Source organism: Vogesella amnigena, assembly GCF_042648905.1.
Taxonomy (GTDB): Bacteria; Pseudomonadota; Gammaproteobacteria; order Burkholderiales; family Chromobacteriaceae; genus Vogesella; species Vogesella amnigena.
The window spans coordinates 13,126-37,229 of sequence record NZ_JBHRYH010000017.1 but is presented as its reverse complement, the minus strand read 5'-3'; the positions used below and the strand labels follow the sequence as shown (position 1 = coordinate 37,229).

Annotated in this window: 23 protein-coding genes; 18 read left to right on the top strand and 5 right to left on the bottom strand. The window is 63.0% G+C overall.

All coding sequences use genetic code 11. From position 1 onward, the window contains the following. From ACFOKJ_RS07450 to ahbB (ACFOKJ_RS07425), 6 genes are all read left to right on the top strand, one after another. On the top strand, window positions 1–1,731 hold the full coding sequence (locus tag ACFOKJ_RS07450; protein ID WP_390278023.1) for a cytochrome D1 domain-containing protein: 1,731 nt from the start codon (window positions 1–3) through the stop codon (window positions 1,729–1,731). Window positions 1,732–1,794: 63 nt separating this feature from the next. After that, on the top strand, window positions 1,795–2,103 hold the full coding sequence (locus tag ACFOKJ_RS07445; protein WP_390278021.1) for a c-type cytochrome: 309 nt from the start codon (window positions 1,795–1,797) through the stop codon (window positions 2,101–2,103). A gap of 54 nt (window positions 2,104–2,157) precedes the next feature. Further along, the gene (locus ACFOKJ_RS07440; protein ID WP_390278019.1) at window positions 2,158–2,514 is read left to right on the top strand and encodes a c-type cytochrome; all 357 of its coding nucleotides are present in this window, start codon (window positions 2,158–2,160) and stop codon (window positions 2,512–2,514) included. Then, window positions 2,511–3,689, top strand: a complete 1,179-nt coding sequence (locus ACFOKJ_RS07435) for a cytochrome D1 domain-containing protein (protein ID WP_390278017.1) — start codon at window positions 2,511–2,513, stop codon at window positions 3,687–3,689. Before ACFOKJ_RS07440 ends, ACFOKJ_RS07435 begins: the two co-directional genes overlap by 4 nt. Window position 3,690: 1 nt before the next feature. Beyond that, a complete protein-coding gene (gene ahbB / locus ACFOKJ_RS07430; protein WP_390278015.1) occupies window positions 3,691–4,674 on the top strand; it encodes a siroheme decarboxylase subunit beta in 984 nt (327 codons plus the stop codon). After that, window positions 4,671–5,675, top strand: coding sequence for a siroheme decarboxylase subunit beta (gene ahbB / locus ACFOKJ_RS07425; RefSeq protein ID WP_390278013.1), 1,005 nt, complete (start codon window positions 4,671–4,673; stop codon window positions 5,673–5,675). Before ahbB (ACFOKJ_RS07430) ends, ahbB (ACFOKJ_RS07425) begins: the two co-directional genes overlap by 4 nt. Before the next feature lie 277 nt (window positions 5,676–5,952). Here ahbB (ACFOKJ_RS07425) and ACFOKJ_RS07420 read toward each other — a convergent pair whose 3' ends face one another. Continuing rightward, a complete protein-coding gene (locus ACFOKJ_RS07420) occupies window positions 5,953–7,635 on the bottom strand; it encodes an APC family permease (protein ID WP_390278012.1) in 1,683 nt (560 codons plus the stop codon). A 728-nt stretch (window positions 7,636–8,363) separates the two neighbouring features. Here ACFOKJ_RS07420 and nirJ point away from each other — a divergent pair. From nirJ to ACFOKJ_RS07405, 3 genes are read left to right on the top strand one after another with little or no spacing between them, the layout of a single operon-like run. Beyond that, window positions 8,364–9,569 (top strand): heme d1 biosynthesis radical SAM protein NirJ, encoded by a 1,206-nt coding sequence (gene nirJ, locus ACFOKJ_RS07415; RefSeq protein ID WP_390278010.1) that lies wholly within the window; start codon window positions 8,364–8,366, stop codon window positions 9,567–9,569. Next, entirely contained in the window at window positions 9,566–11,107 is a 1,542-nt protein-coding gene (locus ACFOKJ_RS07410) for a cytochrome D1 domain-containing protein (RefSeq protein WP_390278007.1), read from the top strand. Before nirJ ends, ACFOKJ_RS07410 begins: the two co-directional genes overlap by 4 nt. Before the next feature lie 56 nt (window positions 11,108–11,163). After that, window positions 11,164–11,874 (top strand): Crp/Fnr family transcriptional regulator, encoded by a 711-nt coding sequence (locus ACFOKJ_RS07405; RefSeq protein ID WP_390278005.1) that lies wholly within the window; start codon window positions 11,164–11,166, stop codon window positions 11,872–11,874. A gap of 143 nt (window positions 11,875–12,017) precedes the next feature. On the opposite strand, the gene ACFOKJ_RS07400 is transcribed toward ACFOKJ_RS07405, so the two are convergent. The 4 genes from ACFOKJ_RS07400 to ACFOKJ_RS07385 form a co-directional block, all read right to left on the bottom strand. Further along, window positions 12,018–13,646, bottom strand: coding sequence for a methyl-accepting chemotaxis protein (locus ACFOKJ_RS07400; protein WP_390278003.1), 1,629 nt, complete (start codon window positions 13,644–13,646; stop codon window positions 12,018–12,020). A gap of 215 nt (window positions 13,647–13,861) precedes the next feature. Then, the gene (nudC, locus tag ACFOKJ_RS07395) at window positions 13,862–14,635 is read right to left on the bottom strand and encodes an NAD(+) diphosphatase (protein ID WP_390278001.1); all 774 of its coding nucleotides are present in this window, start codon (window positions 14,633–14,635) and stop codon (window positions 13,862–13,864) included. A 66-nt stretch (window positions 14,636–14,701) separates the two neighbouring features. Further along, complete coding sequence (locus ACFOKJ_RS07390) at window positions 14,702–15,364, bottom strand: hypothetical protein (RefSeq protein WP_390277998.1); 663 nt, start codon at window positions 15,362–15,364, stop codon at window positions 14,702–14,704. 76 nt (window positions 15,365–15,440) lie between these two features. Beyond that, complete coding sequence (locus tag ACFOKJ_RS07385) at window positions 15,441–16,472, bottom strand: NAD(P)H-dependent flavin oxidoreductase (RefSeq protein ID WP_390277997.1); 1,032 nt, start codon at window positions 16,470–16,472, stop codon at window positions 15,441–15,443. A 76-nt stretch (window positions 16,473–16,548) separates the two neighbouring features. Between ACFOKJ_RS07385 and ACFOKJ_RS07380 the strand changes: the two genes are divergently transcribed. The 9 genes from ACFOKJ_RS07380 to rseP all read left to right on the top strand — a co-directional run bounded on the left by ACFOKJ_RS07380 (window position 16,549) and on the right by rseP (window position 24,095). After that, window positions 16,549–16,734: a hypothetical protein gene (locus tag ACFOKJ_RS07380; protein WP_390277995.1), complete on the top strand. Its 186-nt coding sequence runs from the start codon at window positions 16,549–16,551 to the stop codon at window positions 16,732–16,734. A gap of 133 nt (window positions 16,735–16,867) precedes the next feature. Continuing rightward, the gene (rpsB, locus tag ACFOKJ_RS07375; protein WP_390277993.1) at window positions 16,868–17,596 is read left to right on the top strand and encodes a 30S ribosomal protein S2; all 729 of its coding nucleotides are present in this window, start codon (window positions 16,868–16,870) and stop codon (window positions 17,594–17,596) included. A 73-nt stretch (window positions 17,597–17,669) separates the two neighbouring features. Continuing rightward, window positions 17,670–18,536 carry a translation elongation factor Ts gene (gene tsf / locus ACFOKJ_RS07370; protein WP_390277991.1) on the top strand — a complete coding sequence of 289 codons (867 nt, stop codon included), beginning with the start codon at window positions 17,670–17,672 and terminating at the stop codon, window positions 18,534–18,536. A 90-nt stretch (window positions 18,537–18,626) separates the two neighbouring features. Next, complete coding sequence (gene pyrH / locus ACFOKJ_RS07365) at window positions 18,627–19,346, top strand: UMP kinase (RefSeq protein WP_390277988.1); 720 nt, start codon at window positions 18,627–18,629, stop codon at window positions 19,344–19,346. A gap of 76 nt (window positions 19,347–19,422) precedes the next feature. Continuing rightward, window positions 19,423–19,980 carry a ribosome recycling factor gene (gene frr, locus ACFOKJ_RS07360; protein WP_390277986.1) on the top strand — a complete coding sequence of 186 codons (558 nt, stop codon included), beginning with the start codon at window positions 19,423–19,425 and terminating at the stop codon, window positions 19,978–19,980. A gap of 10 nt (window positions 19,981–19,990) precedes the next feature. Beyond that, window positions 19,991–20,740 (top strand): isoprenyl transferase, encoded by a 750-nt coding sequence (locus ACFOKJ_RS07355; protein ID WP_390277984.1) that lies wholly within the window; start codon window positions 19,991–19,993, stop codon window positions 20,738–20,740. A 3-nt stretch (window positions 20,741–20,743) separates the two neighbouring features. After that, window positions 20,744–21,559: a phosphatidate cytidylyltransferase gene (locus ACFOKJ_RS07350; protein WP_390277982.1), complete on the top strand. Its 816-nt coding sequence runs from the start codon at window positions 20,744–20,746 to the stop codon at window positions 21,557–21,559. A gap of 23 nt (window positions 21,560–21,582) precedes the next feature. Continuing rightward, window positions 21,583–22,758 carry a 1-deoxy-D-xylulose-5-phosphate reductoisomerase gene (ispC, locus tag ACFOKJ_RS07345; protein ID WP_390277980.1) on the top strand — a complete coding sequence of 392 codons (1,176 nt, stop codon included), beginning with the start codon at window positions 21,583–21,585 and terminating at the stop codon, window positions 22,756–22,758. Then, window positions 22,758–24,095, top strand: coding sequence for an RIP metalloprotease RseP (gene rseP, locus ACFOKJ_RS07340; RefSeq protein WP_390277978.1), 1,338 nt, complete (start codon window positions 22,758–22,760; stop codon window positions 24,093–24,095). Before ispC ends, rseP begins: the two co-directional genes overlap by 1 nt. The last annotated feature ends 9 nt before the right edge of the window (window positions 24,096–24,104 follow it).

The following is a 24,104-nucleotide window of genomic DNA, read 5'->3' as shown; positions in this document are numbered from 1 at the left end:
ATGAAAGTCCCGAGGATGCGCGCGCTGGCGCAAGGTGTACTGCTGGCAACCCTGCCGTTGGCGGCAACCCTGGCCTGGGCCGATGCGGCCGGCAAGCCGGTAACGCCGAGCGATCTGGCATACCAGGCCGGCGGTTCGCCGCTGGCGGCCGAGGAAATGCACCAGAACATCAACCCCAAGGCACCGCCGATGACCAAGGCGGAGTTCGTGCGGGCCAAGCAGATCTACTTCGAGCGCTGCGCCGGCTGTCATGGCGTGTTGCGCAAGGGCGCCACCGGCAAGCCGCTGACCCCGGACATCACCCTGGCGCACGGCACCGACTATCTGAAGATTTTCATCGCCTACGGCAGCCCGGCCGGCATGCCCAACTGGCAGACCTCCGGCGAGATGAGCGAGCAGGATGTGGACCTGATGGCGCGCTACATCCAGCAGGAGCCGCCGACGCCGCCGGAGTACTCGCTGGCCGACATCGAAAACTCGCGCAAGGTGCTGGTGCCGGTGGACAAGCGCCCGACGCGCAAGATGAACAACTACAACCTGGACAACCTGTTCTCGGTAACGCTGCGTGACAGCGGCGAGGTGGCGCTGATCGACGGCGACAGCAAGCAGATCATCAACATCGTCAAGACCGGCTACGCGGTGCATATCTCGCGGCTGTCCAAGTCTGGCCGCTACCTGTACGTGATCGGCCGCGATGCCAAGATCAACCTCATCGACCTGTGGATGCCCAAGCCGGACAACGTGGCCGAGGTGAAGGTGGGGCTGGAGGCGCGCTCGGTGGAGACCTCCAAGTTCAAGGGCTGGGAAGACAAGATTGCCGTGGCCGGCACCTACTGGCCGCCGCAGTTCGTGATCATGGATGGCGACACGCTGAAGCCGCGCAAGATCGTGTCCACCCGTGGCATGACGGTGGATAACGAGTACCACCCGGAGCCGCGCGTGGCGTCCATTGTCGCCAGCCATTACAAGCCGGAGTTCGTGATCAATGCCAAGGAGACCGGCAAGATCATGATGGTGGACTACTCCGACCTCAACAACCTGAAGACCACCACCATCGATTCCGCGAAGTTCCTGCACGACGGCGGCTTCGACAGCAGCGGGCGCTACTTCCTGGTGGCGGCCAACGCTTCCAACAAGATTGCGGTGGTGGATACCAAGCTCGACAAGCTGGCCGCGCTGGTGGACGTGGGCAAGACCCCGCACCCGGGCCGTGGCGCCAACTTCGTGCATCCCAAGTACGGCCCGGTGTGGAGCACCTCGCACCTGGGTAGCGAAGACGTGACGCTGATCGGCACCGACCCGGTGAAACACCCGCAATACGCGTGGAAGGCGGTAGCCACCTTCAAGGGCCAGGGCGGCGGCTCGCTGTTCATCAAGACCCACCCGAAATCGCACAACCTGTGGGTGGATACCCCGCTGAACCCGGATGCCAAGGTAAGCCAGAGCGTGGCGGTGTACGACATCAACAACCTGGCCAAGGGGCCGCAGGTGGTGGATATCGCCGCCTGCGCCAAGCTCACCGATGACGGCGCCAAGCGCGTGGTGCAGCCGGAGTTCAACAAGGCCGGCGACGAGGTGTGGTTCTCGGTGTGGAGCGCCAAGAACAAGGAATCCGCCATCGTGGTGGTGGATGACAAGACCCGCAGCTGCAAGGCGGTGATCAAGGACAAGCGCCTGATCACCCCGACCGGCAAGTTCAACGTGTTCAATACCCAGCACGACGTTTACTAACTGCGCGGCATGGGCGTGGCGGGCCGTTGCCCGCTGCGCTGTAGCCGATATGGAGATCGCATCATGAAAAAGACCTGGTTGCTTGCTGGCCTGCTTGGCAGCGGCTTGCTGCTCACCGCCCCGGCGCACGCCTCTGAGGCACTGGCCAAGAAAAACAACTGCATGACCTGTCACGGCATCGCTAACAAGGTGGTAGGGCCGGCATTCAAGGACATCGCCACCAAGTACAAGGGCCAGAACGTGCAGGCCAAGCTGGAAGAGAAGGTGAAGAAGGGCGGTGCCGGCAGCTTTGGCCCGATCCCGATGTCGCCCAACCCGCAGGTGCCGGATGCCGAGCTGAAGCAGCTGGTGAAGTGGGTGTTGGCGCAGTAAACAGGCATGCGGCCAACCATGAGTTGGCCGCATGGTTCCTTCTGGAAGCAAGCTATGTCCAAGCCCCCCGACAGCCCGCTGCGGCTGTGTCTGAAGTGTCTGTTGCTGCTGGTCTGCAGCGTAATGTTCCTGCATGAATCGGTACGAGCCGAGACGCCCGCGCCCGCGCGCGCCGCCGAGCTGCGCCATCTGCTGCGGCAGGATTGCGGTGCCTGCCACGGCATGACGCTGCAGGGCGGGCTGGGCAGCCCGCTTACCGCCGCGGCGCTTGCTGGCAAGCCGGAAGACAGCCTGCTCGCCACGCTGCTGGATGGCCGCCCCGGCACCGCCATGCCGCCGTGGCGCCCGTTTCTCAGCGAGGACGAGGCACGCTGGCTGATCCGGCAACTGCAACAGGGAGTTGCCCCATGAAACGATTTGGCAAATTGCTACTGGCCGCTGCCGCCTCGGCGCTGCTGGCCGGCTGCGCCAGCCCGGCGCTGCGCGGCACGGGTGATCTGGGGGTGGTGATCGAGCGCGCCAGCGGCAGCGTGCAGGTGGTGGACAACAGCCACCTGACACAACTGTCGCGGGTGAACGGGCTGGGCGACCTGTCGCACGCCTCGCTGGTGTACAGCCGCGATGCGCGCTACGTGTACGTGTTCGGCCGCGACGGCGGGCTGTCCAAGGTGGACATTCTCGCCGGCAAGCTGGTGGCGCGGGTGATGCAGGCGGGCAACAGCATCGGCGGGGCGATATCCAGCGACGGCCGCATCGTGGCGGCGCAGAACTACAGCCCCGGTGGCGTGAAGCTGTTCGATGCCGACACCCTGGCGCTGCTGGCCGAGGTGCCGGCAGTGGACGAACACGGCCAGCCATCCAAGGTGGTGGGTCTGGCCGACCTGCCGGGCAACCGCTTTGCCTACAGCCTGTTCGAGGCCGGCGAGATCTGGCTGCTGGATGCGGCCAAGCCGCGCGCGCCGCAAGTCACCAAATACCGCAACGTTGGCCGCCAGCCTTACGACGGGCTGGCCAGCAGCGATGGTCGTTACTACATTGCCGGCCTGTACGGCGAGGACGGCCTGGCGCTGCTGGATACCTGGCAGCCGGAGGCTGGCGTGCGCCGCATCCTGCCTGGTTACGGGCAGGGGCGGGAAGCACAGCCGGTGTACAAGATGCCGCACTTGCGCGGCTGGAGCATTGCCGGCCATTACGCCTTTCTGCCTGCCATTGGCCACAACAGCGTGCTGGTGGCCGACAGCCGCAGCTGGCAGCAGGTGACACAGCTGGCGGTGTACGGCCAGCCGGTGTTCGTGATGGCCGAGCCATCCGGGCGCCGGGTATGGGTGAACTTTGCCTACCCGCACAACGACACCGTGCAGGTAATCGACGTGCCCAGCATGCAGGTCATCAAGACGCTTAAGCCGGGCAAGGCGATCCTGCACATGGAGTTCACCGCCCGCGGCGACGCGGTGTGGCTGTCCAGCCGCGACGACGACAAGCTGGTGGTGATCGACACGCAAAGCTTTGCCACCGTGGCCGAGCTGCCTGCGGCCAACCCTTCCGGCATTTTTTTCAGCTGGCGCGCCGCGCGCATGGGGATGTGACATGAACCAGCCATTGCATGACCCGTTCTTGCGGCTGCTGGACCGCTACCAGCGTGACTTTCCGCTGCTGTCGTCGCCGTTCACGCTGCTGGCCGCCGAGTGCGGGCTGCCCGAGCCGGTGCTGCTACTGCGGCTGCGCCAGTCGCTGCGCGATGGCCTGCTCAGCCGGGTGGGCGCGGTGTTTGCGCCCAATACCGTGGGTGCCAGCACGCTGGCGGCGCTGGCGGTGCCGCCGGCGCGGCTGGACGAGGTAGCGGCGCAGGTGAGCAGCCTGCCGCAGGTGAATCACAACTACGCGCGCGATCACCACTACAACCTGTGGTTCGTGCTGACGGCGCCAGACCGAGCCGGCATCGACGCCGCACTGGCACGCATCGCCGAACTTACCGGCCTGACGCCGCTGGACCTGCCGCTGGAGCGCGAATACCACATCGACCTCGGCTTTGCGCTGGGGGCGCAGGGGCCGACACGGCGCGTTACCGTCAGCCCGCCGCCACCGGTGCTGGACGATGCCGACCGGCGGCTGATTGCCGCGCTGGGCGAAGGGCTGCCGCTGCTACCTTGCCCGTTCCTGCCGCTGGCGGCTGCCAGCGGGCTGTCCGAGCAGGAGGTGCGCGAACGCTTGCAGTGCTGGGTGGCCAGCGGGGTGATCCGCCGCTTCGGCTTTGTGCTGCGCCACCACGAGCTGGGCTTTCGCGCCAATGCCATGTGCGTGTGGCAGGTGCCGGCCAGGGAGCGTGACGCGATTGCCGCCAGCCTGGCCGCCGACCCGGCGGTTACCCTGTGCTATGCCCGCCCGCCGCGCGGCACGCACTGGCCGTACAACCTGTTCTGCATGATTCACGCCCGCGACGCCGCCAGCGCCCGCCGCGAGCTGGCGCGGATTGCGGCCAACCATGATTTGCAGCAGCTGCCGCACGCCATGCTGCTGTCCACCCGCCGCTATACCCAGCGCGGCGCCCGTTACCAGCAGGAAACCACATGAATGCCGCCATGCCGCTGGATGTCATCGACAGCCTGATCATCGACCGCCTGCAGGGCGGTTTCCCCTTGCATGCGGCGCCGTTTGCCAGCATCGGCGCAGAGCTGGGGCTGACTGCCGACAGTCTGTGCCAGCGGCTGCAGTCGCTGCTGGACCGCAAGGTGCTGACCCGCTTCGGCCCCATGTACCAGGTGGAGCGCATGGGCGGCGCCTTCGTGCTGGCCGCCATGGCGGTGCCGGAGGCACGCTTCGACGCGGTGGCGGCGCAGGTCAATGCCTTGCCGGCGGTGGCGCACAACTACCGGCGCGAGCACGATTTCAATATGTGGTTCGTACTGGCCACCCGCACGCCGGGCGGCATCTACGACGCCATGCTGGAGATCGAGGAGCAGACTGGGTTGCGGGTGTACGACTTTCCCAAACTGCGCGAGTACTACGTGGGCATGCAGTTCGCCGTGGGCGGCAATGCCCCGGTGGGACGGCGTGAGCAGCTGGCGGGAGAGGGCGGGTGTGATGGCGCATTGGACGAGGCCGCGCTGGACGAGGCCGACTGGCGCTTGATCCGCGCCACCCAGGGTGGCCTGCCGCTGCTGGCCGAACCGTGGCAGCAGCTGGCCAGCGAACTGGCGCTGACCGAAGGTGAAGTCTGCGCGCGGCTGGCGGCCATGGTGCAGCAGGGGGTGATCCGCCGCATCGGCGCGGTGCCGAATCATTACGCCATCGGCTATGCGGCCAACGGCATGGCGGTATTCGATGTGGACGATGCTGCGGTGGATGCATTGGGGCAGCAAATCGGTGCGCTGTCTTTTGTCAGCCATTGCTACCGGCGGCTGCGGCGCCAGCCGGTGTGGCCGTACAATCTGTTCGCCATGTGCCATGGCAGCAACCGCGATGCGGTGCTGGCACAGGTGGCCGAGCTGCGCCAGCTGCTGGGGGCCGCCTGTCGCCGTCATGAGGTGCTGTTCTCCAGCCGCATACTGAAGAAGAGCGGTGTCAGGGTATAGGTGGATAGGGGCAGGACGGAGAGGGCTGCGGCGACGATGGGGCAGCCGGGTAGTGAAGCCGTATCTGGTGATTGCTCAAGATTGTCACTTGTCCTATGCATGAAAAACGGCTGCTTACGCATTGGAAGCAGCCGCAGAAGTGGCAGGCAAGCAGGGGGCAGTTCAGGTTTCACCACTTAGGCTAATGCGGTTCTAACAACACCTGGAGTTCGACCTGCCATGTGAAGGCTGGCTTTCGGCATCCCTTTGCCTTCGGCCGACTTGTGGTGCACGGGATTTAACCTTGCACACTTAGTTCGGCTGAAATCCACACTACCGCCACTGCCAGCACTAAGGCGAGATAAGGCAGGATGCCGGCGCGGGCATGCGGCAATTCGATGTCGCGACGCATGGACTCCGGAAACACGCCTTTGTCCTGCCAATAATGGCGGTAGATGAATACCGGGACGATCAGGAAGGCGGCGATCAGGCCATTGCGCAGGGTGTTTTCGCCCTGAAAATTGGCGCCGGCGCCGGCAAACACCAGGTCGACGAAACCACAAAACGCCCCCAGTCCCAGCAGCCAACTACTGCATTTGTACGGACGTTCCCAGTCCGGGCGGTCCATGCGGTGAATCCAGCCGGACTGCAGGTTGAGAAACACAAATATCATGTAACAGACGTTGGAAACCGCCAGTACCGACATGTAATTGGACATCAATAACAGGAACACGTTGAAGCCCAGGTCGGTCCACATGGCGCGAGTCGGCGCGCCATGTTTGTTGACATGTGACAGGTAGCGCGGCAGCCAGCCATCTACCGAGGCCTGGTACAGGGTGCGCGAGGAGCCCATCATCGATGTCATCACTATCAGCAGCACCGATAGCACGAGCATGGCCACGATCACATTGACCACCACCACGCCGCCACCGACAAACTTTGCCATGGCTATTGCCACACCCGAACCATCAATGATGCCGGGAGCCAGCATGCCTTCCAGTCCCAGGTGCCCCTGAAAGGCAATCGGCACCAGGATAAACATGAACAGGCACAGCAAGCCGGAAGAGAAAATGGCACGGAAGGTATCCCGCTGCGGGTCCTTGAATTCGCGGGTGTAACAGACCGCGGTTTCAAAGCCGAAGGTGGACCAGCAAGCCAGGAACATGGCGCCAAGTGCGGTGCTGATACCCGCAGCATTCCAGCTGCCCATCACTGCGGCACCGGAAGCATCGTGTGACAACGGCAGCAGCGGCAGAAAGTGACTGGATGGCATGTCATCGGTGAAAAGCGGCACCAGCGAGATGATTAGCAAGGGGGTCAGAGAGGCAATGCCCAGAATGCGCTGGGTCTTGGCTGCGGATGACGCGCCGCTGTGCTGCAACTTGAAGGTGATCAACAGAAAGATCAACGCCAGCACGAAGGTAGCGTTCACCTGCAGTGTCAGATCTTTGCTGATAAATCCAAGGTTCAGCAGGGTGAGCTGCCAGCTATTGATTGCGGAATCTGCCGGGAACAGGCTGCTCAGTGTGTATCCGGCGGCCAGGCTGGTGCCTAACGCCAGCATCGGCGACCATGCCAGCCAGTTGCACCACACGGATACTGGCGCAACGAACTTGCTGTAACGCACCCATCCGAGTGCACCATATACCGATGCACCACCGGATTTGTGCGGATAGAGGCCGGAGATCTCTGCATAGGTAAAGCACTGGGCAAAGCCGATAAGGATGGCGAGTAACCAGATAAACCATGCAGGCTGACCGACAGTGGCCGAGACGCCTCCAATGACGAACAACACCCCGGCAGGTACGCCACTGGTTACCCAGAAGGCGTCTTTCCAGGTCAAATTTCGGTGCAGCTCGCAGTCTTGCGTAGCTGTGGGCGGGGCATACGCATTCGCTGCAGTGGTTCGCAGCACATGTTCTTGCAAACTCACAACATTCTCCTCTATCACCAGAACAGGAACACCTGCCTGGTTTCGCAATTTTATTTCGCCTGAAGTCGCGGGTTTCAGACGCTTGCTGCCATTTCTGGCTGCTATGTTTTGTGCCGACGAGTGCCGGCCTTCCTTTGCATTTCGACCCGTTTCTGGATCTGCCTTTCTACAGCCACCTAGCGTTCAACAAGAGACCTGGCAGAACAATCGCATCGAGCAAATTTAGTCTCCTGTAATCCTGTGGCTTGCACGCGCTCAAAAACGTCCCGCTTTAGTTTTTTTTCACCAAATATGCAGGCCAGCAGACGGCATCAGGAACAGCGCTCTTCATTCAGCAATAGCTTTTTGCATAAAAATGGCTTGCGTTCTTCAAGTAAAACAATGACATAGTGCGATCTGCCAAGTAGCTAAGCATTAACGGCCAAGCTTGCAATTGGTCCTTAAATTGACGGGCTGCACTCTGCCGCGCTGCCTCAATTTTTCCGGCTGGTGGCTGGGCAGACATCCAGATCCTGAATGCCAATATCGAAATTCAGGGAGCTGCCTGCGGGACAGGCATATGCGCCCGGTCAGCAGAGCCAGGTCGGTTTCTCCTTGCAGTCAACCGCGTTGGCGGCAAGCATGCCTGCCTGTGCATGAAGGGGGCTGCGACATTCCTGCCCGCATTGATGTCGTTTGATTCGGTACCGCCGCAGCCGGCGTGTGCTTGACGGCTGTCAATGAGATTCTGGTGGACAGCGCCGACGATGACGCCATCGTCATTGCCGGAGGCTGTCATGCTGCGCCTGAGCCATTACCTGCATACCCTGCTGCATCCGCAGCCGCTGGCGCCGGCGCGGTCGCCTGCTGGTCCTGTGGTGATCTGGAACCTGATCCGCCGCTGCAACCTTACCTGCCAGCATTGCTATGCCACCTCCGCCGACAAGGATTTCGCCGGCGAGCTTTCTACCGGTGAAGTGTTCGCGGTACTGGACGACCTGTACGCTTTTGGCGTGCGGGTGCTGATTCTGTCCGGCGGCGAGCCGCTGCTGCGCCCGGACATCTTCACCATTGCCCGCCGTGCGCGCGACATGGGCTTTTATATCGGGCTGTCCAGCAACGGCACGCTGATCGACGCGGCCAACGTTGGCCGCATCGCCGACACCGGCTTCGATTATGTGGGGGTGAGCCTGGACGGCATCGGGGCCAGCCACGACCGCTTTCGCCGCCTGGAAGGCGCGTACCAGCGCTCGCTGCAGGGCATTCGCCTGGCGCGCGATGCCGGCATCAAGGTGGGCGTGCGCTACACCATGACCGAGGACAACGCGCTGGACCTGCCGGCGCTGCTGCAGCTGGTGGCGGACGAGGGCATCCACAAGTTCTACTTCTCGCACCTGAACTACGCCGGGCGCGGCAACAAGCACCGCGACTGCGACGCACAGCACGCCCGCACCCGCTGGGCGATGGACCTGCTGCTGGATACCTGCCAGCGGCAGCTGCTGGCAGGCGACGCGCGCGACTTCGTTACCGGCAACAACGATGCCGACGGCGTCTACCTGCTGCAGTGGGCGGCGCGGCACTATCCGGCCGAGGTGGCGACCCTGCGCCAGCGCCTGCAGCAGTGGGGCGGCAACGCCAGCGGTGTGAACGTGGCCAATATCGACAACGTAGGCAATGTGCATCCGGACACCATGTGGTGGCAGGTGACGCTGGGCAATGTGCGCGAGCGGCCGTTTTCCGCCATCTGGCCGGATACCAGCCACCCGCTGATGGCCGGGCTGAAACAGCGGCCGCGGCCGGTAACAGGGCGCTGCGCCGCCTGCAGCCATCTGGACATCTGCAACGGCAACACCCGCGTGCGCGCCTGGCAGCTGTGTGGCGACTACTGGGCTGCTGACCCGGCTTGTTATCTCAGCGATGCGGAAATCGGTGTGGCCGCCGGCTATGTGCCGCCACCGCCGCTGACACCATGGCAGCGGGTAGCGGTGGAGGGCCGGACATGAAGTGCCTGCTTACCCTGCTGCTGTTGCTGGCACCGTTGGCCGCCAGCGCCGCTGCGCCGGCTGCGCTGTACCAGCAACATTGCCAGAGCTGTCACGGTGCCGAGCGCATGGGCGCAATGGCGCCGGCGCTGCTGTCGCAAAGCCTGGAGCGGCTGAAGCCGGCCGAGGTGCTGCGCACGATCCGCGATGGCCGCACCGCCACCCAGATGGCCGGCTTTGCCGGCACGCTATCCGATGCCGACATCAGTGCACTGGCTGCCTGGCTGGGTACGCCGCCAGCCACGCCGCCGCTGTGGCGCGAGGCGGATACCGCGGCCTCGCGCATCCAGTACCACGACCCGGCCAGCCTGCCGGCCACACCGCAGTTTGCGACGGGCATCGACCCGCGCAACCTGTTCGTGGTGGTGGAGGCTGGCGACCACCACGTTACCGTGCTGGATGGCGACCGCTTTACGCCGCTGACACGCTTCCAGAGCCGCTTCGCGCTGCACGGCGGGCCCAAGTTCTCGCCAGACGGGCGCTTTGTCTACTTTGCCAGCCGCGATGGCTGGGTGAGCCAGTACGACCTGTACACGCTGCAGACCGTGGCGGAGATCCGCGTCGGGCTGAATACCCGCAACCTTGCGGTGTCGGACGACGGCCGCTGGGTGCTGGCCGGCAATACCCTGCCGCAGACGCTGGTGCTGCTGGACGCCAACGGCCTCAAGCCAGTGAAAACCTATGCGGTGCAGGATCGCAGCGGCAAGCCGTCGCGGGTGTCGGCGGTGTATGACGCCGCGCCGCGGCAAAGTTTCATCGTGGCGCTGAAGGATGCTGCCGAGTTGTGGGAGATCTCCTACAACCCCAAGGCCGCGCCGATCTACCCCGGCTATGTGCACGACTACCAGATGGGCGAGGGCCTGGCGCTGCCTGGCTACCAGAATCCACGCATCACACCGCTGGACATGGTGCTGGACGACTTCTTTTTTGACGACAGCTACCGCCATGTGATGGCGGCCTCGCGCGACGGCCACGCCCAGGTGATCAACCTGGACAGCCGCAGCAAGGTGGCCGAGCTGCCGCTGGACGGCATGCCGCACCTGGGCTCCGGCATCACCTTCCAGCAGGGCGGCCACCACTATATGGCCACGCCAAACCTGAACAGCGGCCGGGTAACGGTAATCGACATGGATCGCTGGCAGGTGGCGGCCAACATCGCCACGCCGGGGCCGGGTTTCTTCCTGCGCAGCCACGACAACACGCCGTATGCCTGGGTGGACGCCATGATGTCGCCGCAGCGCGACACGCTTTCCATCATCGACAAGCGCAGTTTCAAGGTGGTGCGCCAGCTGACGCTGCGGCCGGGCAAGACCAATGCCCACGTGGAGTTCACCCACGACGGCCGCTACGCGCTGGTGAGCATCATGGAAACGCCGGGCGAACTGGTGGTAGTGGATGCGACGACCTTCCGCGAAGTGGCGGCGCTGCCGATGATGAAACCCATCGGCAAGTACAACGTTTTCAACAAGGTGACGCGTTCCAGTGGCACTAGTCATTAGGGCGTAGCCGCTACCGTCTTCCGGCGCATGGCCGCGCGGCGGGCAGCGGCGTAGCCTTGCGCCAGATCATTTTCCAGGTCGAGGCCAGCATGGTTCCGATAGATGTTTCCGCGTTTCTGAGTCACCAGCCGCTGTTCCAGCAACTGTCGCCGGCGCAGCTGCAGGCGCTGGTGCCGGCCACGCGCGAGGTGCGCGGCCTGAAAGGGCAGGTGATCTTCCAGCGTGGCGATGCCTGTGACGGCATGTACCTGCTGGTGTACGGCAAGGTGAAGCTGGCGCTCAGCTCCAATGGCGGAGTGGAAAAGGTGGTGGAGATACTGCACCCGGGGCAGAGCTTCGGTGAAGCGGTGATGTTCCTGGGCCAGCCGTTCCCGGTGATGGCGCAGTTCATCGAGGACGGCCTGCTGCTGCATGTCAGCTCGCATGCCATCCGCGCCGCCATCGTCAGCGACCCCGGCTTTGCGCAGCGCATGCTGGCTGGCCTGGCGCTGCGCCTGCACAACCTGATGCGCGATGTGGCGCGCTACTCGGTGGAAAACGCCGCCCAGCGCGTGGCCGGCTATTTGCTGCAGTTGCAACGCCAGCGCGGCGATAGCGTGGTGCGGCTGGCGGTGAACAAGAACGTGATCGCCTCGCGGCTGAACATCACCCCGGAAACCTTCTCGCGGGTGTTGCACGGGCTGGTGGAGCAGGGAGCAATAGCGGTGCGCGGTCGCGATATCGACATCATCGACCCGCTGTTGCTGCAGCAGCTGGAGGGGCAGTAATCGGGAGGTGTAGTGGCGTAGGGTGGGCAAAGCGTAGCGTGCCCACCAATACGGCCTGCTGGTGGCGCAGTAGGAAGTAGGGAGTAGGGAGTGTCGACGCGTAGCGCCTGCTCCCCATTCCCTACTCCCTATTTCCATTCAGATCAGGTGGTCTGGAAGCGGCGGAAGCTGCGGCTGATTTCCTCGGTCAGCTCGCTCATGCGCGCGGCGGCGGTGGCGGCTTCGTTGGCCGCATCGCGGTTGCGCTGGGCGATCGAGGTGATGCGCTGCACTTCACGCGACACCTGCTCGCCGGAGCGGGCCTGCTCGGACAGCGCGCTGGCAATGCCCTGCACGCTGTGGCCTACGGTATCGGTGCCGCTCTGGATGGCGACAATCGACTGGCCGGCCAGCTGGCCCTGCGCCGCGCTGGTGTGGGCACGTTCCACCGACTGGTTCATGGCTTCCACCGCCTGCTGTGCGCTGACGCGAATGGCGCCGATCATCGAGGCGATTTCGCCGGTGGCCTTGGTGGTGCGTTCGGCCAGCTTGCGCACTTCGTCGGCCACCACGGCAAAGCCGCGGCCCTGTTCGCCGGCACGGGCGGCTTCGATGGCGGCGTTCAGTGCCAGCAGGTTGGTCTGGTCGGCCACGTCACGGATCACCGACACGATGTTGTCGATGGTCTGGCTCTGGCGGCCCAGCTCGTTGATGCTGCCGGAGGTCTCGCGAATCAGCGTGCTGATGGCATCCATCTCGCGCACCGCACCCTTGATCACTTCCACGCCCTGCTGGGCTTCGCCACTGGCGGAGCGGGCGGCGGCCTCGGTGTCGTCGGCGCTGCGGTGCAGCTCCTGCACGCCTACCGCCATCTGCTGGATCACGCTCACCATTTCATCGGCGGCACGGTTCTGTTCTTCCGAGCGGCTCATCAGGCGCTGCATGGTGTGCTGCAGCTCGGCGGAGGCGGAGGCGCTTTCCTGCACGCTGCGTTCCACGGTGTGCAGCGCATCGTTCAGTTCCTTGGTCATGCACGACAGGTTGTACAGCAGCGAGCTGTTGTCACCCTTGCGCAGCTTTACCGCCACCCCCAGGTTGCCGTTGGCGATTTCCTTCATCACGTTGGCCGCATAGTTCGGCTCGCCACCCAGCTGGCGGGTGAGCGCACGGGCAATCAGCAGCGCCACGAAGATGCTGGCACCCACGCTGATGACGATGGCCAGCAGCGAGGCCACCATGGTGTCGCGCAGGGTGCTGGTAGTGGATTCCTTCTGCTCTTCCATCACCTTGGTGTGGTAGGCGATCAGCTTGTCCAGCTGGATGCCGAGCAGTTTTTCCTGCGGCTCCAGTTTTTCGCTGACGATGATCGACGCATCCCATTTCTGGCGGGTGATCATGGGCAGCAGCTTGTCCACCAGACCGCTGAATTCGCCCAGCGACTGGCCGATCTTGCCCACCAGCTCCTGCTCGGCGGCGTCACGCGAGATGGCCTTCATCTGCGCGTACTGGTCGCGGGCGACCTTCACCGAATTTTTCAGGATGGCCATTTTTTCTTCCACCAGCTTGTCGTCGCTTTCCAGCAGGATGGTGCGGGCGGCATTGGTGGAGGCGAGCAGCGCGCCGCTGAGGGTGCGCGAGTTCTGGATGACCGGAATGCGGTATTCCACCAGTTCGGATACCCGCGACTGGATGGTGGTGAGACGGAACAGGGTGAAGGCGGAGCCTAGCACCAGTAACAGAATGACCGCGCCAAAGCCCAGGCCCAGGCGCTGGGCCAGAGTGAGTTTCCCCATGATTATTTATCCTTGCTGAAGCACTTGTACGTTTGGTGTCTTGGGTGGGTGCCGGCTTGTGTTGTCAATTGGAGTGCCGATCGTTTTATGTGAACGATAGTAAATCGCCCTTGCACTTTGTAGAAGTGTTAACGAGGACAGGGGATGTCCGTGGTGAAATCAGGAACCAGTCCTGCAACAGTCCGCTTGGTTGCCGACTATGCTGGCGGCGGCAGTCACCGTCCTGCCAGGTAGTCCTGCAGCAGGAAGTGGGCAATGGAGCGCGGCGGCGGCGTCAGTGGTAGCTGGTCCACCGGGAACCAGGCTGCATCCTCGATCTCGCCAGGCTGCGGGGTGATGTCGCCGCTGTCGTACTCGGCGGTGAAGGCGAGCATCAGCGAGTGCGGAAACGGCCAGGATTGCGAGCGCATGTAGCGCAGATTGCGCACGCGCACGCCGACCTCCTCGAACGCCTCGCGATGCACACATTCCTCCACCGATTCACCGGCCTCGACAAAGCCGGCCAGCGCGCTGTACATGCCGGGCGCGAAATGCGGACTGCGCGCCAGCAGTACTTCATTGTCGCGATAGATCAGCACCATCATCGCCGGCGACAGCCGGGGGTAGTAAAGCTCGCCGCAGCTCGGGCAGTGCTTGCCGTGGTCATTGCTGTTGGCCAGTAGCGGCGCGGCGCAGGCGCCGCAGTAGCGATGGCTGTGGTCGAAACGGCGCAATTGCGCGGCCCGCGCCAGCATGGCGGTGTAGTCGGCCGGCAGGGTCAGCAGCGCCTGGCGCAGGCTTAGCAGTTGCCAGTCGGCGGGCGGTGCGCCCAGCAATTCGGTGGCGAACAGGTTGGCCGTGGCGTTGTGGCCGATATAGCGGCTGCCGGTGTGATTGGCCGGCGGTGTTGCCGGTAGCGTGTCATGTTGCAGGTAGAGACCGTTGCCATCGAACACGCACCATTGGACGGGCAGCAGGGGGGAGGGCTGGCTGGGCAGATTCAGGCTCATGACGCGGCTATCGGGCGGAAATGGTCTGGATTCTACGCTGTCGCCATTGCTTTGCGCCACGGTCGTTCATGCCGCCAGATGCTGTGCCGGCAGTTTGGCGTCGGTGTCGAGGTCCAGTAGTTGCTGGGCATGCCTGGCCGCCAGTTGCCGGTCTGCCAGTGCCAATACGATGGTGCGGCCGGTGATGGCCAGGCGGCGCAGCAGCGTCAGCAGCGGTGGTAGCTGGATGCTGTCGAGTGCGGCCGGTTCCCGCAGTAGTACCACCGGTGCACGGCTGGCAAGGGCGCGGGCGATGGCGGCCAGTTCGCGCTGTGCGTCGTCCAGCTGCTGCAGTGGTGTCGCCACCTGCAGGGCAAGGCCCAGTTCGCGCAGCAAACGCTCCGTGGCTTGCTGATCTTCCGCCGACGGCCGTTGCCACCAGGAGCGCTGGTAGCAGCGGCCTTGCAGTACATACTGCTGCAGCGAGGTTTTGCAGTGCCTGCCTTGCTCGCACTGGCTGCAGGCCAGCTGTTGCAGCTTGCCGTCCTGCAGCGGCTGGCCGAACAGCAAGCCATGCAGGGCGCCGTGGCTGCCTGCCAGCGTGGCCAGCAGCTGCTGGCGTTGCTGTTGGCTGCCACCGGTGATGATGCTCAGCCGGTTGGCCGCAATTCGCAGTCGCTGGCGGTTGGCATGGCTGCTTGCAGGTGGCGGCGAGTGCAGCAAGTCGTAGGCGTAGGCCGGTAGCGTCATGATTACCCCTTGCAAACCACGGTGATTGTTTTGCAAATGATAATCAATATTGTTTGTGAGTACAAGCCGGTAGCGGCTACAGCTGCAGCAGTCGCTGCCGGCTTTGGTTGGCCTCGTTCTCGATGCGCTGGAACAGCTCGGCCACGGTTGGCGTATCGTCAATCAGACCCTGCACTTGGCCGATGAGCTGCACGCCGCGCTGGTGGTCGCCATCTTCTATGGCCAGGCGGATGGATTCGGTGGCGGCGCCGAACTGTGCCAGCTGGCGCAATTGCTGTGGCTGGCGCAGCAGGCCACCCAGCACTACCTTGAACAGCGGCATCTGCATCTTGCGTGCCGCGGCGGCGGCTTTCCAGGCTGCGGCCAACAGTCCCAGCGGTTTGCGGGTGGCGCGCCGCGCGGCCGGGCTGTCCATTACCCGGCACCACAGGCCGTCGAAGTTGCGCGAGTACAGTGTGTCGGCCACGCTGCGTTGCAGGATCATCTCCTTGCTGCGCTGGTGCACCGGGCTCTCCCAGGTCATGGCCAGGCGCGAGCCCATCGCTACTGCATCGGCGCCCAGTGCCAGTGCCGCCAGCAGGCCGTCGCCGGTGCCAAAGCCGCCGGCGGCGATGATGGGTAGGTCGGTCAGGCGGCGGATGGCCGGGATCAGCACCAGCGAGGTAACCTCGCCGCCATGGGCTGCTGCCTCGTGGCCGGTTACCAGCAGCGCATCCACGCCGATGTTGGCCGCGGACTGCGCGTGTTTTTCAGTGACCACGGTGGCAATCACCTTGCCGCCGTAGGCATGGGCGCGCTTGACAATCCAGTCGCCCTTGCCCAGCGAGAAGTTGATCACCGGTACCTGTTCCTGCAGGCCCACTTCGGCGTTCTCGCGTGCGCCCGGCATCATCAGCGTGCAGCCGATGCCGAACGGCTGGTCGGTAAGCTCGCGGATGCGGCGAATGGCGGCGCGGGTCTGCTCGGCATTGAGCGGCCCGGTGGCCAGGATGCCAAGCCCGCCGGCATTGCAGGTGGCGGCCACCAGCTCCGGCGTGGCGATATAGCTCATCCCCGGGCAGACCAGCGGCCGGGTCACGCCAAAGGAGCGGGTAAAGGGGGTTTGCATGCGATAGCCCTGTGTTGTGCGTGGTAGTGCGCTATTCTTGTCGCAACTTTCAATAAAATTCAAACGGTTGTTTGATATGTATCTGGTGCTGATAGGCTGGTTGTACTTTGTACTGATGCTGGCGGTGGGGCAGAACTCGCTGCCGCAGTCGCTGCTGGTGGTATTGCTGCTGGGGTTTCTGCCCACCTGGCTGGTGGTGTGGATCGCCGGGCGCAAGCGCAGGCAGCGCTTGCGCGATGCGCAGGAGCGGGATGGGGCTTGAGCCGGCATGCAGGCCAGTGCTAGAATTGCGAGTTCCCTCAATTCCGGGGGAAATTACGCACATCCGCACGCAATAGGGTGCCCGCAAGGGTTGACTGTGTGGATGGAGGCTTAACCCTTTTGGAGATTAAAGAATGTCCACCAATGTGACCATGCGTCAAATGCTTGAGGCCGGCGTACACTTCGGCCACCAAACCCGCTTCTGGAACCCGAAGATGGCTCAGTACATCTTTGGCAGCCGCAACAAGATCCACATCATCAACCTGGAAAAAACCCTGCCGCTGTTCGTGCAGGCTCAGGAATATGTGCGTCGTCTGGCCGCCAACAAGGGCACCATCCTGTTCGTGGGTACCAAGCGTCAGGCGCGTGAGATCGTCCGCGAAGAAGCCGTCCGTGCAGGCGTGCCGTTCGTGGATCACCGCTGGCTGGGCGGCATGCTGACCAACTACAAGACCGTGAAGCAGTCCATCAAGCGTCTTGAAGACAAGCGTGCTCAGCTCGAAGCTGGCGATCAGTCCGGTTTCAACAAGAAAGAACTGCTGGATATGCAGCGCGAAGTTGAAAAACTCGAGCGTTCGCTGGGTGGTATCAAGGATATGAAAGGTCTGCCGGACGCGATCTTCGTTATCGATACCGGCTACCAGAAAGGTACCATCGTTGAAGCCAAGAAACTGGGTATCCCGGTTATCGGTGTGGTTGATACCAACAACTCGCCGGAAGGCATTGACTACGTAATTCCGGGTAACGACGACTCCAGCCGTGCCATCCGTCTGTACGCTCGCGGTATCGCCGACGCCGTACTGGAAGGCCGCGCTCAGTCGCTGCAGGAAATCGTAGCTGCCGCCGAGGCAGCTGCCGAGTAAGCACTTGGCAAAAAGGGGCGAAAGCCCCTTTTTTTAAATCCTCCGGAACGTATTTATTTTTAAGGAGTTAGTCATGGCGGAAATCACCGCAAAGATGGTATCTGACCTGCGCGTTGCGACTGGTCTGGGCATGATGGAGTGCAAGAAGGCACTGGTTGAAGCCGACGGCGACGCTGCCAAGGCGGAAGAAATCCTGCGCATCAAGTCCGGCAACAAGGCTTCCAAGATGGCTGGCCGTGTCGCTGCAGAAGGTATCATCGGTTCTTTCGTAGCTGGTGGCGTTGGCGCCCTGGTGGAAGTGAACTGCGAAACCGATTTCGTGGCTAAAGACCCGACTTTCATCGCGCTGGCTACCGCCGCCGCTCAAGCTGCGGTTGAAGCCAACCCGGCTGACGTGGAAGCACTGGGCGCAGTAGTGGTTAACGGTGTAAGTGTTGAAGAAACCCGCAAGGCCGCTATTGCCAAGCTGGGCGAGAACATGACCATCCGTCGTTTCGTGCGTTACGAAACCGACGGCGCTATCGCCACCTACCTGCACGGCGCCAAGATCGGCGTGATCGTGGACTACAAGGGCGAAGAGCAAGTGGGCAAGGACGTGGCCATGCACATTGCCGCTTCCAAGCCGATCTGCGTATCCAAGGATCAGGTTCCGGCCGAGACCCTGGAACAAGAGCGCAAGATCTACACCGCCCAGGCTGCCGAATCCGGCAAGCCGGCCGACATCGTGGCCAAGATGGTGGAAGGTCGCGTGAACAAGTTCCTGGCTGAAGTGACCCTGGTTGGTCAGCCGTTCGTGAAGAACCCGGACCAGACCGTAGAAAAACTGCTGGCCGAGAAGGGTGCTTCCGTCAAGGCATTCGCCATGTTCGTAGTGGGCGAGGGCATTGAGAAGAAGGTTGTAGACTACGCTGCTGAAGTGGCTGCCGCTGCCAAGCTGTAATTCGTAGTCCGGTTGTACACAATAAACGGCACCCTGCAAAACAGGGTGCCGTTTCGCAAACAGAATTCAAACCGAATGCCAGAGGTAATCATGAGCCAAGTTCCCGCATACAAGCGCATCCTGCTGAAGTTGTCCGGCGAAGCCCTGATGGGTGATGACAGCTACGGCATCAACCGCAACACGATCGAGCAGATCGTGGCACAGATCAAGGATGTAGTGGATCTGGGTGTGCAAGTCGGCATCGTGATTGGTGGTGGCAATATTTTCCGTGGCGTGGCGCCGGCAGCATCCGGCATGGACCGCGCCACTGCAGACTACATGGGCATGATGGCCACCGTGATGAACGCGCTGGCGCTGAAAGATGCCATGACCAAGGCTGGCCTGGTGGCGCGTGTGCAGTCCGCGCTGACCATGCAGCAGATCGCCGAGCCGTACGTACGCGGCAAGGCCATGCAATACCTGGAAGAAGGCAAGGTAGTGATCTTTGCTGCCGGTACCGGTAACCCGTTCTTTACCACCGACACCGCTGCCGCGCTGCGTGGCATGGAAATGAACGTGGATATCATGCTGAAAGCCACCAAGGTGGATGGCGTGTATACCGATGACCCGAAAAAGAACCCGGATGCAGTGCGTTACCAGACCCTGACCTTCGACGAGGCCATCAATCGCAACCTGAAAGTGATGGACGCCACCGCCTTTGCGCTGTGTCGCGACCAGCACCTGAATATCAAGGTATTCAGCATTTTCAAGCAGGGTGCACTGGCCCGTGTCGTGCTTGGCGAAGACGAAGGCACGCTGGTACACTGCTGATTTAGTGATTCCACATAGGCGGAAACGGCTGCAAGCCGCTTTCCGCCTTGTTTTTCAGAATGCAACGGGAGTAATCATGATCAACGATGTAAAGAAGTCGGCTGAACAGCGCATGCAGAAATCGCTGGAAACCTTCAAGACCGACCTGAGCAAGGTGCGTACCGGCCGTGCTCACACCGGTCTCTTGGATCATGTGATGGTGGATTATTACGGCAGCGACGTGCCGGTAAACCAGGTGGCCAACGTTACCCTGATCGACGCGCGTACCATCGGCGTGCAGCCGTGGGAAAAGAACATGCTGGCCAAGATCGAAAAAGCCATTCGCGACAGCGACCTGGGTCTGAATCCGTCTTCCATGGGCGAGATCATTCGCGTGCCGATGCCGGCGCTGACCGAGGAGCGCCGCAAGGACCTGATCAAGGTAGTACGCGCCGAGGCCGAGGGTGCCCGCGTTTCCATCCGCAACGTACGCCGTGACTGTAACAACGACCTGAAGAACCTGCTCAAGGACAAGGAAATCACCGAGGACGACGAGCGCCGCGGCCAGGACGATATTCAGAAGTTCACCGACAAGTACATTGCCGAAGTCGACAAGGCGCTGGCTGCCAAAGAAGCCGAACTGATGGCCGTGTAAGGAGCATTGCGTGTTTGCAAGTTCCACGCAAGATGTGCCGGCGGTGCAATCCGTGCCCCGGCACATTGCCATCATCATGGATGGCAATGGCCGCTGGGCCAAGAAGCGCCTGCTGCCGAGAGTGGCAGGCCACAAGCGTGGCCTGGATGCGGTGCGCGATACCGTGCGTCACTGTATCGACCTGGGGGTGGGCTACCTGACGCTGTTCGCGTTCTCCACCGAAAACTGGCGCCGTCCCGAGGATGAAGTCAATTTTCTGATGGAGCTGTTCTTCGTGGCGCTGGATCGCGAAGTGGAACGCCTGCATCAGAACAATATCCGTCTGCGGGTCATTGGCTCGCGCGAGCGCTTTTCTGCCGCCATCTGTCAGCGTATCGAGGCGGCTGAAGCCAAGACTGCGGCCAACGCTGGCCTGGTGCTGACCATCGCCGCCGACTACGGCGGCCGCTGGGATGTGCTGCAGGCGGTGAACCGGCTGCAGGCGCAGGGTGTAGCCCAGATCGACGAAGCCAATCTTGCGGCCAACCTGTCGATGTCCTATGCCCCCGAGCCAGACCTGTTCATTCGTACCGGTGGCGAGCAGCGCATCAGCAATTTCCTGCTGTGGCAGCTGGCTTATACCGAACTCTATTTCACCGATCTGTTGTGGCCGGACTTTGGCAAGGAAGCGCTGGACCAGGCATTGGTGTCGTTCCGTAATCGTGAACGCCGCTTTGGCCGTACCAGCGAGCAACTGCCGCAAGCCCACCGCCGAGGCTGATTCATGCTGATAACCCGCGTCATCACGGCACTGTTGCTGCTGCCGCTCATGCTGGGCGCCGTGTTTTACCTGTCCGCACCACTGTGGGCTGCTTTTGCCTGGCTGGTAGTGGGGCTGGCGCTGTGGGAGTACAGTCGCATGGCGGCGCTGCGCGGCGTGGCGAAGTGGCTGTACCTCGCGGGCTCCGGCCTGCTGGCGCTGGCTATCTATCAGTTGCCGCAGCCACTGCAGGCGACGGTCGCTCATGGGCTGCTGTTGCTGTCGCTGCCGGTGTGGTTGCTGCTGACGCCGCTGTGGCTGTCGCGTCGCTGGCCGCTACCCAAGGGCGGGCGGGCCATGTTGCTGGGCTGGCTGCTGATGCTGCCTGCCTGGCTGGGCTTTGTTGCCTGGCGGCCGGATGACAGCGTGGCCAGCGCTACTCAGCTGCTGGCAGTGATGGGGCTGGTATGGGTGGCCGATATTGCGGCCTACTTTGCCGGCAAGGCCTTCGGCAAGCGCAAGCTGGCGCCGGCAATCAGCCCCGGCAAGAGCTGGGAAGGCGTGGCCGGAGCGGTGCTTGGCGTGGCGGGCTATACCTGGCTGGTTACCCGGCTGGGCTGGCTGCAGTTCGACCTGCCCATGTCCTTGCTGCTACCGCTGGCGCTGGCGCTGACCGCTGTCAGCGTGATCGGCGACCTGCTGGAATCCTGGTTCAAACGCAGTGCCGGCATCAAGGACAGCAGCAGCCTGCTGCCAGGCCACGGTGGGGTGTATGACCGCATCGACAGCCTGATCGCGGTATTGTCGGTATCCGCCGCATTGCGTTTCCTGCTTGCCTGAGTATCACTCGTCTTAAGGGCATCATGACGATTCAAAACATTACCGTTCTGGGGTCTACCGGCAGCATCGGCGGCAGTACGCTGGATGTGGTGGCCATGCACCCGGAGCGTTACCAGGTCTACGCGCTGGCTGCCAATAGCCAGGTGGACAAGCTGTTCGCGCAATGCCAGCAGTTCCAGCCGGCGTTTGCCGTGCTGGTGGATGTGACGGCGGCTGCGCAGTTGCGCAACCGTCTGGCGGCTGCCGGCAGCCGTACCGAAGTACTGCATGGCGCCGCAGCGCTGGAGACTGTTTCCACGGCTGCCGAGGTGGACATGGTGATGGCTGCCATCGTCGGTGCCGCCGGTCTGCGGCCAACCATTGCCGCCGCGCTGGCCGGCAAGCGCATCCTGCTGGCCAACAAGGAATCGCTGGTGGTGGCTGGGGAGCAGTTCATGCAGGCGGTGCGCCGTGGTGGTGCCGAGCTGTTGCCGGTGGATAGCGAACACAATGCGCTGTTCCAGTCGCTGCCAGCCGGTTTTGCCGGCGACCACGTCGCCGCCGGTATCGAAGAGTTGATCCTTACTGCCTCCGGTGGCCCGTTCCGTCAGCATTCGCTGCAGCAGCTGCAACAAGTGACTGCCGAGGATGCCTGTCGCCACCCAAACTGGGTGATGGGGCGCAAGATCTCGGTGGACTCCGCCTCGTTGATGAACAAGGGCCTGGAGGTGATCGAGGCGCACTGGCTGTTTGCCACCCCGGCAGAGCGTATCAAGGTGGTGGTGCACCCGCAGAGCGTGATCCACTCCATGGTGCGTTACCAGGATGGCTCGGTGATTGCCCAGCTGGGTACGCCGGACATGCGCACGCCGATCGCCTACGCCATGGCCTGGCCGCAGCGCATTACCGCGCCGGTGGCGCCGCTGGATTTCATGGCCTTGTCCGGGCTGACCTTCGAACAGCCGGATCTGCAGCGCTTCCCCTGTCTGCGACTGGCGTTCGATTGTTTGCGTACCGGCGGCGATGCCTCGGCAGTGCTCAATGCGGCCAACGAAATTGCGGTGGCGGCGTTCCTCGACGGCCGTATTGCCTTCCTGCAGATTCCGCAGCTGATCGAGCGCGCGCTGGCGCAGGCCGAGCTGGCGGCAAGCGGTGACCTGGACAGCCTGCTGGAGAAAGATGCCATGGTGCGTAGCCTGGTGCAGGGCTGGATTGCCTGATGACGATCCTGGCCTTCCTGCTGGTCATCGGCGTGCTGGTGACCTTTCACGAATTCGGCCACTTCCTGGCTGCGCGTGCCTGCGGTATCAAGGTGCTGACCTTTTCCATCGGCTTCGGTCGCAAGCTGCTGTCGTGGCGCATCGGCGACACCGAGTGGCGGCTGGCGCTGGTTCCACTGGGCGGCTTTGTGCGCATGCTGGATTCGCGCGAGGGCGAGGTGGAGCCGCAGGATCGCGAGCGAGCGTTCGATGCCCGTCCGGTATGGCAGCGCATGATCGTGGTAGTGGCTGGCCCTGCGGCCAACCTGCTGCTGGCGGTGCTGCTGTTTTCCATCACCATGTCCGGCACCCAGCGCAGCCTGCAGCCGGTAATTGGCACAGTGGTGGCGCAGACCGCAGCGGCAGCCGCCGGCCTGCAGCCGGGCGACCGGGTGCGGGCAGTCAACGGACGTGTGGTGACAGACTGGACCGAGTTGCGCAGTAGCATTGCCGATGTGATTGCCGATGGCGACAAGCTGCGGCTGCAGGTGCAGCGCCAGCAGCGGCAGCTGACGGTGCAGCCCGACCTGGAGCGTTTCAACCTGCAGACGCTGGATCAGCATACGTTTGCCCGCCTGGGCATGTTGCCGGTACGTTACCTGCCGCAAGTCGGCACCGTCTTGCCGGATGGCGCCGGTGCGCGTGCCGGCCTGCAGCCTGGTGATCGCCTGCTGGCGACGGATGGCAAGCCGATACGCAGCTGGGAAGCCTGGGTGCGGTGGGTGCAGGATCATCCGGGCAAGCTGATGCAGCTGCAAGTTCAGCGGGATGGCAAGGCTATATCGCTGGCCCTGCGACCGGACATGGTAGAGCAGGATGGCTTGCAGCGTGGCCGTATTGGCGTGGCGCCGGCGGTGGATGAGACCTGGATGCAGCAGCATTGGCAAAGCCGGGAGGTGGCGCCGCTGGCTGCAGTGCAAGCCGCCATCGCCCGTACCGTGGAACTGAGTGGCAGTACCTTGCGCATGCTGGCTGCCATGTTTACCGGCACGGTATCGCTGGACGCCATCAGTGGTCCGCTGACCATTGCCGAGTTCGCCGGCAAGAGTGCCGATGCCGGCTGGTTGGCGTTGCTGGAATTCATGGCGCTGATCAGTGTCAGCCTTGGGGTGTTTAATCTGCTGCCCATACCGGTATTGGATGGTGGGCACTTGCTGTATCATGTCGTTGAGTTGATCCGGGGGCGCCCGCTTTCGGAACGTGCATACGAAGTCGGTCAGCGCGTGGGGATGGCATTCATCATGACTGTCATGCTGCTGGCCCTGTTCAATGACTTCGCTCGGCTGCTGGCCCAATAGGGAAAACTA